Annotated in this window: 14 protein-coding genes; 7 read left to right on the top strand and 7 right to left on the bottom strand. The window is 65.9% G+C overall.

What is annotated here, in order from left to right:
• Positions 1-101 precede the first annotated feature (101 nt).
• Positions 102-1,691, top strand: a complete 1,590-nt coding sequence (locus ACFC25_RS11130; RefSeq protein WP_376045203.1) for an alkaline phosphatase D family protein — start codon at positions 102-104, stop codon at positions 1,689-1,691.
• Positions 1,692-1,825: 134 nt separating this feature from the next.
• Here ACFC25_RS11130 and ACFC25_RS11125 read toward each other — a convergent pair whose 3' ends face one another.
• Both ACFC25_RS11125 and ACFC25_RS11120 read right to left on the bottom strand, forming a co-directional pair.
• Positions 1,826-3,067, bottom strand: coding sequence for a S8 family peptidase (locus tag ACFC25_RS11125; protein ID WP_376045202.1), 1,242 nt, complete (start codon positions 3,065-3,067; stop codon positions 1,826-1,828).
• A gap of 363 nt (positions 3,068-3,430) precedes the next feature.
• Complete coding sequence (locus ACFC25_RS11120; RefSeq protein ID WP_376045201.1) at positions 3,431-4,264, bottom strand: alpha/beta fold hydrolase; 834 nt, start codon at positions 4,262-4,264, stop codon at positions 3,431-3,433.
• A gap of 95 nt (positions 4,265-4,359) precedes the next feature.
• Between ACFC25_RS11120 and ACFC25_RS11115 the strand changes: the two genes are divergently transcribed.
• The gene (locus ACFC25_RS11115) at positions 4,360-4,938 is read left to right on the top strand and encodes a TetR/AcrR family transcriptional regulator (RefSeq protein WP_376045200.1); all 579 of its coding nucleotides are present in this window, start codon (positions 4,360-4,362) and stop codon (positions 4,936-4,938) included.
• A 106-nt stretch (positions 4,939-5,044) separates the two neighbouring features.
• Here the strand turns inward: ACFC25_RS11115 and ACFC25_RS11110 are convergent, their stop codons facing one another.
• A complete protein-coding gene (locus ACFC25_RS11110) occupies positions 5,045-5,419 on the bottom strand; it encodes a hypothetical protein (protein ID WP_376045199.1) in 375 nt (124 codons plus the stop codon).
• Positions 5,420-5,580: 161 nt separating this feature from the next.
• Here ACFC25_RS11110 and ACFC25_RS11105 point away from each other — a divergent pair, with 161 nt between their 5' ends.
• Together ACFC25_RS11105 and ACFC25_RS11100 are read left to right on the top strand one after the other, a co-directional pair.
• Positions 5,581-6,222 carry a response regulator transcription factor gene (locus ACFC25_RS11105; RefSeq protein ID WP_337348387.1) on the top strand — a complete coding sequence of 214 codons (642 nt, stop codon included), beginning with the start codon at positions 5,581-5,583 and terminating at the stop codon, positions 6,220-6,222.
• Positions 6,219-7,967, top strand: a complete 1,749-nt coding sequence (locus ACFC25_RS11100; RefSeq protein WP_376045198.1) for a sensor histidine kinase — start codon at positions 6,219-6,221, stop codon at positions 7,965-7,967. Before ACFC25_RS11105 ends, ACFC25_RS11100 begins: the two co-directional genes overlap by 4 nt.
• Positions 7,968-7,995: 28 nt before the next feature.
• On the opposite strand, the gene ACFC25_RS11095 is transcribed toward ACFC25_RS11100, so the two are convergent.
• Both ACFC25_RS11095 and ACFC25_RS11090 read right to left on the bottom strand, forming a co-directional pair.
• A complete protein-coding gene (locus ACFC25_RS11095; RefSeq protein WP_376045197.1) occupies positions 7,996-8,871 on the bottom strand; it encodes an NmrA/HSCARG family protein in 876 nt (291 codons plus the stop codon).
• A 118-nt stretch (positions 8,872-8,989) separates the two neighbouring features.
• Positions 8,990-10,339 carry a flavin monoamine oxidase family protein gene (locus tag ACFC25_RS11090; protein WP_376045196.1) on the bottom strand — a complete coding sequence of 450 codons (1,350 nt, stop codon included), beginning with the start codon at positions 10,337-10,339 and terminating at the stop codon, positions 8,990-8,992.
• A gap of 192 nt (positions 10,340-10,531) precedes the next feature.
• Between ACFC25_RS11090 and ACFC25_RS11085 the strand changes: the two genes are divergently transcribed.
• The 3 genes from ACFC25_RS11085 to ACFC25_RS11075 all read left to right on the top strand — a co-directional run bounded on the left by ACFC25_RS11085 (position 10,532) and on the right by ACFC25_RS11075 (position 11,972).
• Positions 10,532-10,789, top strand: a complete 258-nt coding sequence (locus ACFC25_RS11085; protein WP_337348391.1) for a helix-turn-helix transcriptional regulator — start codon at positions 10,532-10,534, stop codon at positions 10,787-10,789.
• Between the two features lie 97 nt (positions 10,790-10,886).
• Complete coding sequence (locus ACFC25_RS11080) at positions 10,887-11,096, top strand: hypothetical protein (protein WP_376045195.1); 210 nt, start codon at positions 10,887-10,889, stop codon at positions 11,094-11,096.
• A 150-nt stretch (positions 11,097-11,246) separates the two neighbouring features.
• Positions 11,247-11,972, top strand: coding sequence for a hemerythrin domain-containing protein (locus ACFC25_RS11075; protein ID WP_337348393.1), 726 nt, complete (start codon positions 11,247-11,249; stop codon positions 11,970-11,972).
• Positions 11,973-12,002: 30 nt separating this feature from the next.
• Here ACFC25_RS11075 and ACFC25_RS11070 read toward each other — a convergent pair whose 3' ends face one another.
• Both ACFC25_RS11070 and ACFC25_RS11065 read right to left on the bottom strand, forming a co-directional pair.
• Positions 12,003-13,031: a hypothetical protein gene (locus ACFC25_RS11070; protein WP_337348394.1), complete on the bottom strand. Its 1,029-nt coding sequence runs from the start codon at positions 13,029-13,031 to the stop codon at positions 12,003-12,005.
• A gap of 24 nt (positions 13,032-13,055) precedes the next feature.
• Entirely contained in the window at positions 13,056-13,730 is a 675-nt protein-coding gene (locus ACFC25_RS11065) for a CPBP family intramembrane glutamic endopeptidase (RefSeq protein ID WP_337348395.1), read from the bottom strand.
• Positions 13,731-14,043 lie beyond the last annotated feature (313 nt).

The following is a 14,043-nucleotide window of genomic DNA, read 5'->3' as shown; positions in this document are numbered from 1 at the left end:
GTCATGCCGCATGGGCGAGTCGACAGGTCTTGTCACGCAGTTCACCACCCATTCACAAAGGCCTCAGACCCCGTCCAACAGGGCTCCGTATGTTCGAAGCCATGGACAACATTTCACGCAGATCCCTGATTTCCGCCGGCCTCGGGGCCGGGCTGGTCGCCGGCCTGCCGGGTGCCGCCGTCGCCGTTTCAACAGCGGACGACGCCGGTCTCCGCACCGATCCGTTCATGCTCGGCATCGCTTCCGGCGAGCCGTGGCCGGACGGCTTTGTGATTTGGACCCGGCTGGCGCTGGACCCCTTGACCGAGGACGGCCTGGGCGGCATGCCGTCCCGCAGCGTCGCCGTCGAATGGGAAGTGGCCGAGGACGTGCGCATGCGCACCGTAGTAGCCCGCGGCGTCGAAACCGCCAGGATCGAAAGCGCGCACTCAGTGCACGTGGAGCTGAAGGGCCTCCGGCCGGGGCGCGAATACTTCTATCGGTTCCGCACCGGTCGTCACGTCAGCGCGGTGGGCCGCACGCTCACCAGCCCGGCGCCGCACGAGACGCCGGCGGCGCTGGCCATGGCGTTCGCCAGTTGCGCGCAGTACGAGCACGGCTATTTCACCGCCTACACCCGTCTCGCTGAGGACCACCCCGACCTCGTGCTGCACCTGGGCGATTACCTGTACGAGTACAAGAAGGGCAGTTACGTGATCGGCGGCGGTAACCCGCGCGACCACCAGGGCCCCGAGACTTCCAGCCTGGCCGGCTACCGGCAGCGGCACGCGCAGTACAAGTCCGACGCCGACCTGCAGGCCGCGCACGCGATCGCGCCGTGGCTGGTGGTATGGGATGACCACGAGGTGGACAACAACTGGGCGGACGAGATCCCGGAGAACACGGACGCCGCGCAGCTGAACGACACCACCGAGCGGTTCCGGCAGCGCCGCGCCGCCGCGTTCCAGGCGTACTACGAAAACATGCCGCTGCGAGCCTCGTCCGTGCCGGCCGGGTTCGACATGAAGATCTACCGCACCATCCAGTGGGGCCAGCTGGCCAACTTCCACATGATGGACACCCGGCAGTACCGCGACGACCAGCTCGCCGGCGACGGCTGGCAGAAGAACGTGGCCGAACGCCTGGCCGAGGACCGCACCATCACCGGCGCGGAGCAGGAGAAGTGGCTGCTGGACGGGTTCAAGAATTCGACCCAGCGCTGGGACATTCTGGGTCAGCAGGTGTTCTTCGCCGAACGGGATCGGGCCCAGGCGCCGGAGATCGACGACGTCTCCATGGACGGGTGGGACGGCTACGCCGCATCTCGCCGCCGCATCACCCAGGGCTGGGTGGACGCGGGCGTCCGCAACACCGTGGTTCTCACCGGCGACGTGCACCGCAACTGGGCCAACGACCTCAAGGTCGACTACAAGGACCCTGCCTCCCCCGTGGTCGGCTCGGAACTCGTCTGCACCTCCATCACCTCCACCGGCAACGGCACTGGCTCCACCACCGACCCGGTCATGGCCTGGAACCCGCACCTGAAGTTCTACAACGACAACCGCGGATACGTGAACACGCGCATCACTAAGGACGCTTTGACTGCTGATTTCCGGGTGCTGGACTACGTCACGACCCCGGGATCCCCCGTCAGCACGAAAGCGTCTTTCGCCATCCAGGACGGGGTTCCGGGGCTGGTGGCACGAGGGTAGGCTCCGCCCCCCGGAACAGCGAACGACGACGGCGGGGCGGCCAGCATCTGCCTCCCGCCCCGCCGCTATTGTTCAGTCAGCCATGGCGGGCTCCAGCGATCAGGCAGGCGAGCTGGCCATCCACCACCCCGCGACTACTTGACTGCGTTGTATGCGTTCACGCGGCCATACTTCCAGTACGTTCCGGTGCCGGAAACGGCGTCGGCCGTTAATTCAACCTTGCCCCGGACCGCCTCACTGGTTGCGCCAGAATTCCTGCTCCACACAAGGGCGGCAGTGGCGGCAACGATCGGTGAGGACATCGAGGTGCCGTTGCCGACGTCGTAACCCCGTGACCGGTTGTATTGCGATTCAAGGACGAACTCGTGGTTGGGGAACGTGGAGTAGACGTTGACGCCAGGTGCTGCGATGTCCACCCAACTGGCGCCATATGTTGAGAAGGATGCCTTGGCGTCTTTGTTGTCGGTAGCGGCGACGGCGATGACGTTCGGGTAGGCACCCGGGTAGATCTTGGTCTGGTTGCCTCCGTTACCGGCTGCGGCAACCAGCACCACGCCTTTGCTCCATGCGTTGTTGACGGCTGTTTCGAGAGTGCGTGACGCCCGCACTCCGAGGCTCATGTTGATCACCTTGGCACCATTGCTGACCGCCCAGTTGATGCCGCTTGCAAGCCCTGAGCTGGATCCGATCCCGCTGTCGTTCAACACTTTGCCGTCCAGGATGGTGCACTCCGGGCAAGTACCGGCCACGCCCTGTGTGTTGTGAGCGGCGGCGACGATGCCGGCCACATGGGTGCCATGGCCGTAGTTGTCGTCGCCGGTTTCACCGGTGGTGAAGTTGGCCCGGGCGCTAACCTTCGGTGTGATGTCGGGGTTGTCGTTGGCGACTCCTGAATCGAGCACGGCGACCCTTATCCCGGCCCCCTTCGTGAACGTCCAGGCTTCGACGGCGTCCACGTCGGCGTCTGCCTTGCCTGCGGCTACGGTCAGTGTGCCGGCGGTGTTGGTGAAGGACTGTCCAGTATTTTGCAGGGCGTACTGGCGGCTGAAGTACTGGTCAGCTGTGGCCGGAGTGACCACGTGGTCCGGCTCGGCGTACTCAACGGCGGGATTGCGGTTCAGGGCTTCGATGAGTTGAAGCTCTTGGCCGGCGGGAGCCTTGATCAGATGGGCGCCTGTGCTGCCGATTCCGGGCCCTTCGCTCAGTCCGTGCTGCCGCAGGGTGTCCGCCGCCGCGCGGTGGTCGCGGAATTTGACCATGATCTGGCCAACGACGTGTGACGGGTCGGCCGGTGCCGCGTTACCAGCTACCGCCGAGTTGATTGCACCGAAGGCCATCATTGCCGCCGCGAACCCTGCCAGGACTGTTCTTTTCATGGGGGTTATCTTGCTCCACCAGATGCCCGGCCGGATAGGGGCAACAGGCAGATCGCCCTACCTAATCAGAAGGGTGACCGAACTGCGGGGGTGAGTGCCGCCGTCGAACTTTCCGGGAGCAGGCGAGCACCAGAATGACCATCTACCTGGACGTCCCGGCGATGGAATCCTCGATGGATCCCACGATGATCGAAGGCACCCTCCGCCGGATGAAGGAACTCATCGAAGCTGAAACGCCAGCTCCGACGTAGTGGCCATCACCGAGGATCCTGACCGGACTGCCCCCGCATCAAGAAGCCCGGCCACCCTATGGCAGGGTGGCCGGGCCTTCCCGTATGGCCTATTTTCGAAAACGGCGAGCTGCTACTTGGCCAGGAAGCGCAGCAAGACCTCGTTGATTTCGGCGCCGTGCGTCCAGAGCATGCCGTGCGGTGCATCTTCGATTTCCACGTACTCGGCGGACGGAAGGCGCTTGGCGAATTCACGGCCGGTCGCGTCGATCGGCAGGATGCGGTCGTCCGTCCCGTGGACGATCAGGGCCGGCACGGTGACCTGCTCGATGTCGGAGCGGAAGTCTGTCAGCCATGAGTCGACGACGGCGAAGGACGCGTACCAGGACGAGCCAGCGGCGACGTTCCATGCATTGCGCAGCGCTTCCTCGCTGAGGCGGTTCCCGAGGAAGTTATCGGTGTTGAAGAAGTCGTTGTAGAAGTTGGTGAACCAGGTGTAGCGGTCCTCAATGGCGGCGTTGCGAATGCCGTCGAACACCGAGGACGGGACACCGGCAGGGTTGTCTTCGGTCTGCAGGAGGAACGGTTCAAGGGATGCAAGGAACGCTGCCTTGGCTACGCGCGCCTCCCCGTATGTACCGATGTAACGCCCTACTTCGCCGGTGCCCATCGAGAAGCCGACGAGGACGGCGTCGCGCAGGTCCAGGGTTTCTAGGACGGTGTTGAGGTCGGCTGCGAAGGTGTCGTAGTCGTAGCCCGTGGTCGGCTTGCTGGATTTGCCGAACCCCCGGCGGTCGTACGTGATGACGCGGTAGCCGGCGTTCAAGAGGGCAGCGGTTTGTTTCTCCCACGAGCCGCCGTCAAGGGGATAGCCATGAATCAGGACGACAGGCTGGCCCGCGCCGTGGTCCTCGTAGTAGAGCTCGATGTCCGTGCTGTTCTCAGTGCCGACTTTGATGAAGCCCATGATCATGTTCCCTTTCCTCGAACCGGAGAACGGTCGTTCTCTGGCTGATTAGAATCATATAGAACGATCGTTCTCATTTCAAGTAGAATGGGTAGATGGATATTTCGGAGGTCCGCACCCGCATCGTCAAGACCGCCGACGAGCTCTATAACGCGAAGGGAATCCAGGCTGTAGGCATGGACGAACTTCGTGCTGCGGCGGGTGTCTCGCTCAAGAGGCTGTACCAGGAATTCCCGTCCAAGAGCAGTATCGTCATGGCTGTGCTGGAGCGCCGGCACCAGTCCTGGACGGAAGGGCTGGAAGCGACCGTCCGCCAGGCCGCCACTCCGCGTGCGCGGCTCCTAGCCATCTTCGACTACCTTGCGCAATGGTTCGCCCAGGACTCGTTCCGCGGCTGCGGTTTCATCAACAGCTTCGCCGAGCTCGGGGCCATAAGCCCCGAAGTCGCCGATTATGCGCGGAAGCATAAGGAATCGTTCCAAGAGTATGTCGGCAAACTCTCAGAGGAGGCAGGTGCGCCAGCCTACCTGGCGCCCCAACTCTCAATCCTTGCAGAGGGCGCGCAAACGACGGCCGCCATCGCCGGCACCCCCGATGCTGCCGGACAGGCGCGACATGCAGCCGGAGTACTGATCGACGCAGCGTTGGGCGGGGAAACCCCAAGCGCCGCGTAGCGCGCCCCCGTCCGGCGAATTGCAACCACAGCGCCGATCCCGCCTTCGCGACCGGAGCAATGGCCGGGCACGAAGGCGATAAGGACCATGGCGACTGCGATCAGACTCAGTCCAGGACCGGCGTCGAGCGGCGCCCCGGCGAGAACATGAGCACGACGGCCGCGATCGTGAGCAGCACGGCTACGCCAGCCAGCAGCTTGATAACTGCTGGCACGTCGACGAAGAACGCCGGCAGTGCGGTGAGGGTCATGATGATGATCGCGCCGGCCGCGACGCGGAGCGCGGCGCGGTTGCCGGTACGCCACGTGATGATCACGGCGACCAGGCCAACCAGGCCGAGCCCGCAGTCGACGATGAGGATGCCGATCGGCGGGCCAACCTGGCCTTCCGGAGGGGGAAAAAGTACGCCGACGACGTTCAGCGCGCTGTAGAAGCCGGCCAGCAGGAGGCCGACCTTCTGCCGTTTCGATGTGGTTTTCATGGTTGCTCCTCGGGTGGGTGGATGAAGCGGACAACTCCACTGTCGGCCCGCGCCGCTTCCGTCCACGAGGGACGGCCTCCCCGTCCATTTTCCCGCGGATCCCCGGCGAAAGGGAGGAAGTTCCCGGATCAACCGGGAGCGTACGCGCCCATAATGGGTTCATGAACCTCAGGGTGCTGATCGCGGACGACCATCCTGTCGTCCGCGGCGGGCTGCGGGCGCTGATCGAAACCCTGGAGGGACTCGAGGTGGCCGGCGAGGCAGGCGACGGCGAGACCGCCGTACGGGAGGCCCAACTCCTGCGGCCCGACGTCGTACTCATGGACGTCCGGATGCCCGGTCTCGACGGCGTGGAGGCCACCCGCCGGATCCGTGCCGCGGTGCCGGAGACGGCGGTGCTCATGCTGACTATGTACGACGACGATGCGACCGTCTTCACCGCGATGCAGGCTGGAGCCCGTGGCTACCTGCTCAAGGGAGCCGGGCAGGAGGAGATCGTGGCCGCCATCCGCGCGGTGGTCACCGGGCAGGCGATCTTCGGACCGGGCGTGGCGGCACGCATACTGGGCTACTTCACTGCACCACCCGTACCAAGGGCCACCCCCTTCCCGGAACTCACCGCCCGCGAGCGCGAGATCCTCGACCTGCTGGCGTCAGGACGGCGTACGACGGCGATCGCCGAGGCGCTGTTCCTCTCCCCCAAGACGGTCAGCAACCACCTGACCAGCATCTTCGCCAAGCTCGAGGTGCTTGACCGGGCCGCCGCGATCATCCGCGCCCGTGAAGGCGGCCTCGGCACGTGACCGCCTCTCCTGCGCTGCTCGCGCTGGCCGCCCTTGGTTTGAGCACGGCCGTCAGCGGGTTGGCGTTGCTCGGCGTGCGGCGGGTCCGGCCGAGCGCCGTACTCATGGTGTTCGCAGGACTCGCCATCATTTCGGGGGCCGTTCTGGAAGCGACGGGGGGAGGCTACGCGCCGCGCCTGGCCTTCACCATCGGCGGCGCGTTGCTGGCGCCGCTCGCGCTGACCGCGTACCCGGCCATCACTTGGCGACACCCGGTGGACTTCGTCTCGCTGGTAGTGATCGGAGGTTCGGGCGTCCTGGCGGTGGTTTGGGCAGAGAGCGACGCGGTTGGCACCGCGATGGTCCTGGTGATCGCCTGTGCCCTGATCGCGCACACCTGGTGGAAGATCGAACGTGCCACGGACGGCGACCGGTGGGCCCTCAAGTGGATGGCGCTCGCGGGGTCGCTGGTGGTGATAACCATGTTCATCACCCCGTTCCTGCAACTCGGCACCGTGGGAGAGGTGATCGCCTACCTCGCCATGAGCACTGTCGCGCCCGCGCTGTACATCGGGGTCCGCCGGCCCGAGGTGGTCGATGTCAGGGGCCTGATGGTGCGATTCGTGGTTTTCGTTACCGCGGTGGTGGGCTACGTGGCCCTCTTCATGACCGTCGAGTCGCTGGTCGAGGTCCTGGGCGGCCGCGTCCCGCCTCCGGGCACGCTGGCGATCATCGGCGCCCTCGCGGCGACAACGTTTCATCCGCTGCAGGTGGTGCTGCGGGCCGTTGTCGACGAGCTCCTCTTCGGGGCGCGGCCGGACCCGCTGGGGGCGGCTACCCGGGTGGTCGGCCACATCGGCGATGACCCGGTGCTCGCACTGCGGGCCATTCGCGAGGCATTGGTACTCCCGTACTCTGCGCTCCGCCTGGACGGGAAAACTGTCGCCGAGTCCGGGGCAGAGGTCACCCACACCAGGACCCTCCCGCTGGCCCTGGGCCCGGACCGGTCCGGGGAGCTCGCGGTGGGGCTGCGGCCCGGTGACCTGACGCTGTCCGCGGGTGACAGCCACGTGCTCAGCCTGGTCGCGCCGCTGCTGGCCCAGACCCTGCGCGCCCGGGCGCTGGCCGACGAACTGAGGGAGTCACGCGGCCAGGCCATCACCGCAATCGAGGAGGAACGCCGTCGGTTGCGCCGCGACCTCCACGACGGCCTCGGCGCCCGGCTCTCCGGGATAGCGTTCACGTCAGACGCCTTGCGCAATACCCTGCGCACCGACCCTTCCGGAGCAGAGGACCTGCTGCGGACCCTGCGCCAGGAGACAGTGACCGCGCTCGAGGACATCCGGGGGCTGGTCTACGCGATGCGTCCACCGGCGCTCGACGAGCTCGGTCTCGTCACCGCCCTGCGGCAGCAGGCACTGGCCCTGCGGACTCCTGACGGGACACCACTGCAGGTCGATCTGCGCGCAGATCGGCTGGAGGCGCTGCCCGCGGCCGTCGAGGTGGCGGTCTACCGCATCGTCGTCGAGGCGCTGACTAACGTGGCCAGGCACTCCACGTCGACTAACGCGACGGTCAGCCTCACAGTCCGCGAGGAGGCCCTGGAGATCGAGGTCACCGATGACGGGAGCACCGGTGCGCCCTGGCAGGCCGGCGTCGGAATTGCCTCCATGGGCGAGCGTGCGGCCGAGCTGGGCGGCACGCTCTCCGCCGAAAGCACCCCCCGGGGCGGGCGGGTGCATGCCGTGCTGCCAATCTCGCCGTGACCGATGCGGCCGGCGTCCTGCCCCCCTGCTATCTGGCCTGTTCCGCCAGCCATTCCCTAATGGTCCGGGCTTCGGGCAGGATCTCACGGGTTGCTTCGGTGCTCATGTCGAACTGCCCTGTCCGCAGCCACCGCCACATTGTGGTGAGGTCCTTCCCCACGAACCGTTCGAAGAGCTTCTCCGGCATCGGTAACCCACGCGGTCTTCGCCCAGTCCGTTCCTGCCACATACTGCGGCACTCGTCTATTGACCGCACGTCTGATGCCAGTCCCAGCACTGCACCGCTCCACCGTTCCGGGTCGGCGAACATCCGGGCGGCGATGGCACCCAGATCGTCAACGCATAGCCAGCCCACCGGCCGGGACGGGCCCATCAGCTTTGGCATCAGATGCCAGGTGGAAAACTGCGGATAGTAACCTTTGTCCGTCATCAGTTCCATGAACGCCATGGGCCGCAGCACGGTGAGCGGCAGCCCGAGTTCGCGGAAGCGCTGGGCGATGACCAGCTTCGAATCCCAGGAGCCAACGCCTGTCGGTTGGGCGCTGACTCCTGCCGCCCCGTAGACCACGTGGCGTACGCCGGCTTTAGCTGCTGCCTCCGCCACGTTGCGCCCCTGCCGCACTTCAGCCTCAGCTCCGATTGTCTGCGGATTCTGGACGTTGAAGAGCCCGTAGGCCTCCCGGAACGCCGGCCGTAGAGAACCTGGATCCTCGGTGTCCGCCTGCTGGACCTCGGCCCCGAGCTCGAGCAGCGCCTGCGCAGCGTCGCTGGACGGAGTCCTGGTCAGGGCACGCACCTGCCATCCGTCGTTGAGGAGATGCCGGACCACAGCCGACCCCTGCCGGCCCGTCGCGCCGATCACCGCAACCACACCGGGAGTACTCCCGCCAGAGGAAGAAGCCATGGCTTAGTATCCCACTTGGGCCGAGGGTTTGACCTGGGACGGCAGGAGTAGTCCGCGCCTCGGGCAGCAGCTCATCAGGCGTGTGGCCAGAAGCTGTCCGGACGGCTGAAGACGCTGGTCACGAGAGCTCCCTGAGGATCTCGTCGGCGGCTCGACGGCCGGAGCGGATGGCACCGTCCATGTAGCCGTTCCAGACCGTGGAGGTTTCTGAGCCCGCCCAGTGGATCCGGCCCACGTGCGCAGCGAGGGCCGGACCGTACTGGGTCCAGGCGCCCGCGCCGAGCCGCCCACCGTAGCAGCCGCGGGTGAACTCTTCAGCGCTCCAGTCCTGCTCGACGACGTCGAACGGTTGCGCCGCCGTCGGGCCGAAGTACTTCACGAGCGCAGTGATAACGAGCTCGCGGCGCTCCGCTGCGCTCATCAGGCTCGCGGTGCGGGCGTGGGCGCCCTCGAGGAAGCCGACCAGCACCCCGCAGGAGCCGTCGTCCGGGCTGTTGTCCAGAACGATGTTGAACGCGTCGTCAAGGCTGAGTACCGTTCCGCTCAGTCCGTCCTCGCGCCAAAACGGGGCGTCGTAACCGACCTGGAGCTTGATGACAGATCCGGCCGGCATCTGCTGGGTGAGTCCGTCGCGCAGCGCGGGCAGCGGCGGGACGTAGCGCAGCCGGCCGGCCAGCGTTTGCGGTATGGCGACGACGACGCGCTGGGCCGTGACGCTGCCGCCGTCGTATTCGACAACTACGCCCGTCCCATCCTGGCGGATGGTCCGGACCACGGCATTGAGCCGGACCGCGTCGCCCAGTTCGGCGGACATCCGCTCGGAGATTTGGTGCGTGCCGCCGACGACGCGGCTCTCCTGGGCACCCCCTGTTATCGTCATCAGCGCCTCAAGGCTGGTGCCGGACTTGACGTAGAAGAGGAAGTGCAGGAGTGAAAGCTCCGGAGACTCGGCGGAGAACAGGACAGGCACCACCAGGCGGAAGAACCTCAGCGCAATGCTGTCTTCGGTGTTGGCGACCAGCCATGCGTCCAGCGTCTGCCGGTCCAGGTCCTCGGCGCCATCAGTTTCCCACGGTGCCTCAATCGCGACCGTCGAGGCGAGGATCTCCAGGTTCTCCCAGAGCCGGCCGACCTCCATCGCCGACTCGGGCGGGAGGCCGAAAGTCTCGTCGGCGTTTCGAACCACGTTGCCGTCGAAGACGGTCAGGGCGTCGCCCTCGTCGAAGCTGGGGAAGGTCTCGAGGCCCAGCTCGTCGATGAGCTCGAGCACAACGTCCTGTGTCGGGCCGACCCATTGCCCGCCCATCTCCACCGGTACTCCGTTGCTGAGAAAGCCTCCCAGTGTGCGGCCGGCCACCCGGCCGCGCGCCTCCAGCACGGCAACTGTCCTACCGGCCGCAACCAGCTTGCGGGCTGCACTCAGGCCGGCCAGGCCTGCGCCCACGACGACGACATCCACAGCGTGCATCTGCGATCCTCCACATCGATCCAGCCGCATGTATGACTTAGACACGAGCTTACGACTGCTGCCGGACTTCGCCACCTGCAAGCCAATGGACGTACCAGGATCCCCAGATGTTCGTTTTATCGAACAGTAGAAGCTAAATGAAAAATGTTCGATTAATCAAACATTCTGATGAGAATGGCATATGATCGTTTTATGGAACATTCGGACATCACCAGCTTCTATCGGGCAGTAGACGCCGCATCACTTGGCCGTTCCATCGCCGACGCCCGCAAGGAAGCCGGACTGACCCAGCAGGACGTCGCGCAGAAACTAGGGGTTACCCGGGGAACGATCGTCAGGCTTGAACAGGGCGGACCCGTGTCCAGCGTCGTTGCCATGAACGCTATCCGGGCCGTAGGCCGTGACGTTGCCCTAGTTCCTCGTTTCGCCAAACTCCAGGTGCGGCAGTGAAGCGCCAAAGCCTTGATGTATACCACCCACCCATCTGCTCTACGCTCCCAGCGTCAATGCCGGCCACACGCTGGGCGGACAGGCGAGACTGAATTATTTGACCCTGGACAATCTGGTCCGTGAGGGCACCCCCTGGGGCATGGACGCCGATGATGCCAGGACTACGGCTGCAGGTGTCCTGGAGTCCGTTGCCGAGGCAGCGGCAACCATACCTGCCAAGGAAAGCATCGGTTTCCTGGCCGAACTGGTGCCGGCCCGGGCAGCCGACTTGTTGAGCGGTGGAACAGCCCGCCGGGCCTTGGGCTAAGGATCACGGGGCCTGCCGATTCCAGGCCCGGGTGAGGCCATGCTGGCGCGCTGCCGCTGGCCTCTAGCCATTGTGCGCCATCAGGCCCAGCGATACCATGCTGCCGGGGAGAGGTCCTCGTCTCGCACGTCGACCGTTAGGGGCAATCCAATGACTGACTTCTTCACCATGCAGCCCGGCGAGACCGCGGCGCCTTTGCCCCAGGGACCCGTCCTGTGTCAGGGAACGGCCGGCATGCGGCGCATCCACCGCTTTTTCCTGTGGGCGTACGAAGAGGCGCCGGGCCTGGTGCGCTCCGCCGCGGCCGGGGACACCGCCCGTGCCGCGTACGTGGGCGAAGTGCTGGGGAACTTCGATAAGGTGCTCCATATTCACCACGAGGGCGAGGACGAACTCATGTACCCGCAGCTCGCGGCAAGGGCACCGGCGTGTGCGTTACACGTAGCGCAGATGCTTGAGCAGCACCGGCAGGTGACGCAGCGCCTGGAGAGCATCGAGCCGATCCGCCTTCGCTGGATGGCAACGACAGACGCAGAAGTCGGCCGGGAACTCGCTGCGCACTACGAGGACCTGAAATCCGTCCTCAACGTCCACCTGCGCCGCGAAGTCACCGAGGTGATGCCAGTCGTGGACAGGGTACTGACCGAGAAGGAAATGCAGGAGGCCGGAAAGCACGGGATCGATCAGCTCGACAAGAAGTTCCTAATCGGCTACCTCGGGATGGTGTTGGCCACGAACCCACCCGAAGACCAGAGGGAAATGTTCAAGGAGATCCCCGCCCCGGTCCGCCTTGGCTACCGCCTCATCGGGCGCAGGATGTTTCGGAAACAGTACGCGACACTCTTCCCGGGTCGCCCGATTCCCAAGACACTGTAGCCTGCGCGGGCGGCCGGAACGGAAGAGTTGTCATTGACGACTTTGAGCGCTTGCTCGCAGGAGGCCCAGCGCCGCCAGACTGACCAGCGGGTTACTCTGGCGCGGACCGGACGGGCCCCAGCTGGCGTAGCTGCGGCGGCTGGCCACCGAGTCGGCGGTGGAAGCGTTGGGTTGCTCCAGCGGGAAACCCCCGTCGGGGAGCCGCTTGGATTCAAGCAGTGCCAGCGCATCGGCGCATCGCGGGTCGCCGATGCGTCCCAACTCGGCCATCACCTGCAGGGCGAACAGCACGTCGTAGAACTGGATGGGGTAATGGATGCGGTCGGGGCGGCCGCCCCAGTCAGGCATCAGTAGGGTGCCGTCACGCTGGTGCCACAGAAGCCGCCGGGCAAGCACCAGGTCGGCCACCTTCTGGGCGGCGTCCAGGGCCGGCTGGTAGCTGTGCGCGTGCCCGTACGCCCACAGACCTCGTGCGGGGATGAGCGATTCCTGGAACGACGACGCGGTAGCCTGGAGCCGCTTGTCGCAGTTCCAGCCCCCGTCCGGCCACTGCCAGTTGATCAGCCGGTCGACCAGGGAGCGGGTGCGTTCGTCCTCCAGTCCGAGCCGGACCGAGTACCAAATTGCGTTGCCATCCATCGAGGCGCAGTGGCGGACCCGGTTTTCCTGGCCAGGGTAGGCCGCCGTCAGGGGCGGCTCGAGGAAGTGCCTGGAGAAGAGCCAGGCATAGACGCGCTGCTTCAACGGCAGCAACGTCGCGTCGCCGGGCGGGTAGTCGATCAGTGCGAGACACACCAGTGTCCAGTGCGGACCCTGCCACTTTCGATAGACATGGTGGAGGGTCTTCTCGTCCTGATCGAAGATCCGCAATAGCGCGCGTGCGGAAGGCGAACCGGGAATCCGCGCCTGCAACGCGCGGGCTTCTGCCGCATCGGCGGACCCGCCCCGCAGGAGGCGGGCCTTGTAGGCCAGCACCGGATCATCCGCAGCGGACAGCCTCTCGATCAGGTGCTCGGATGCTGCGCGCCGCTGCGTGGCCACATCTGAAGCCTCGTCCATGTCTGATGGTAGCGCGGGAATCTTTCAGTCATTGTCGGTGGGGAGCCATACATTGCGTGCGACGAGGACACCGCAGGAATCGGTGGCTGCGTGGGCGATGGACACGGCCAGGAGCGAACCGCTGCCCTGGGCAGCCCAGCCGTAGCCCAGCCCGGTCAGACATGCGCCGAGCAACACCGGCCGGCGTCCGCGCGGATGGGGGCGCACGGAGAGCGGGACGAGGTGCCAGGCCGTGAACCACAGGGAGGGCCAGAGCCAGCCACGGATCTTGCGGCCGGGGAAGACCGCCACGGGAACACCCCGCCACAGCGCCTCTTCAGCCATGGCGTTGGTGAAGCCGACACCCACGGCCGCGAGCGCCGCCGGCAGACCGGCTTTCCTCGCGTTCGGGATCAGTTCGGTGGCGACGGCACCGGCCGGCGGAATGATCAGGACGCTCCACAGCAGGGCCCGGGGCCGGCGTTGCGGCTGCGGTTGCGGACCGCTGGCAGGCCTCCATAATCCGACGAGCCGGTGCGGTCCCGCGATGGCTGCTGCCAGGCCCCAGCACGCTGCCCAGTAGACGGCGAACCCTGCCTGGTAGCCGCGCCGGTCGCCGAACCTTCGGACGGTGTATTTGAAGACCGGCACCATCACTGCCGGCAGCGCGGCTGGCAGGATTGTGGCCGCAACGCGTCGCCAGGCGGTTGGTTTCCTCATTGTGAGTCCTTCATTTGATCTCCGTTTGCCGCGGCGGGCCAGCCAGGTCAATCTCCGGCCCCTCGGGATGCACCAGCTTCTTCAGGCCGCTCGAGGAGTTCCTTCGTTGCCTTCCCGATGCCTGAGGCGACGCCCGTGAAGACAGATGTGCGGGACATGACGCCTTCCTTCCCTAGCCTGATAAGGTCCGCCTTCACTTTGACCGGCTGCCCTCCGCCCAGCCAGAGTCCAAAGGCCCGTGGACGGCAGGATCAGTGTCCCGCGTGTGGACAGGTTCGGCCTGTATCGTCACGGAGTTACGACGCCGGCCTCC

Source organism: Pseudarthrobacter sp. NPDC055928, from assembly GCF_042270935.1.
Taxonomy (GTDB): Bacteria; Actinomycetota; Actinomycetes; order Actinomycetales; family Micrococcaceae; genus Arthrobacter.
Note: the sequence above shows the minus strand (reverse complement) of the source record. Positions and strands in the feature narration are given on the sequence as shown.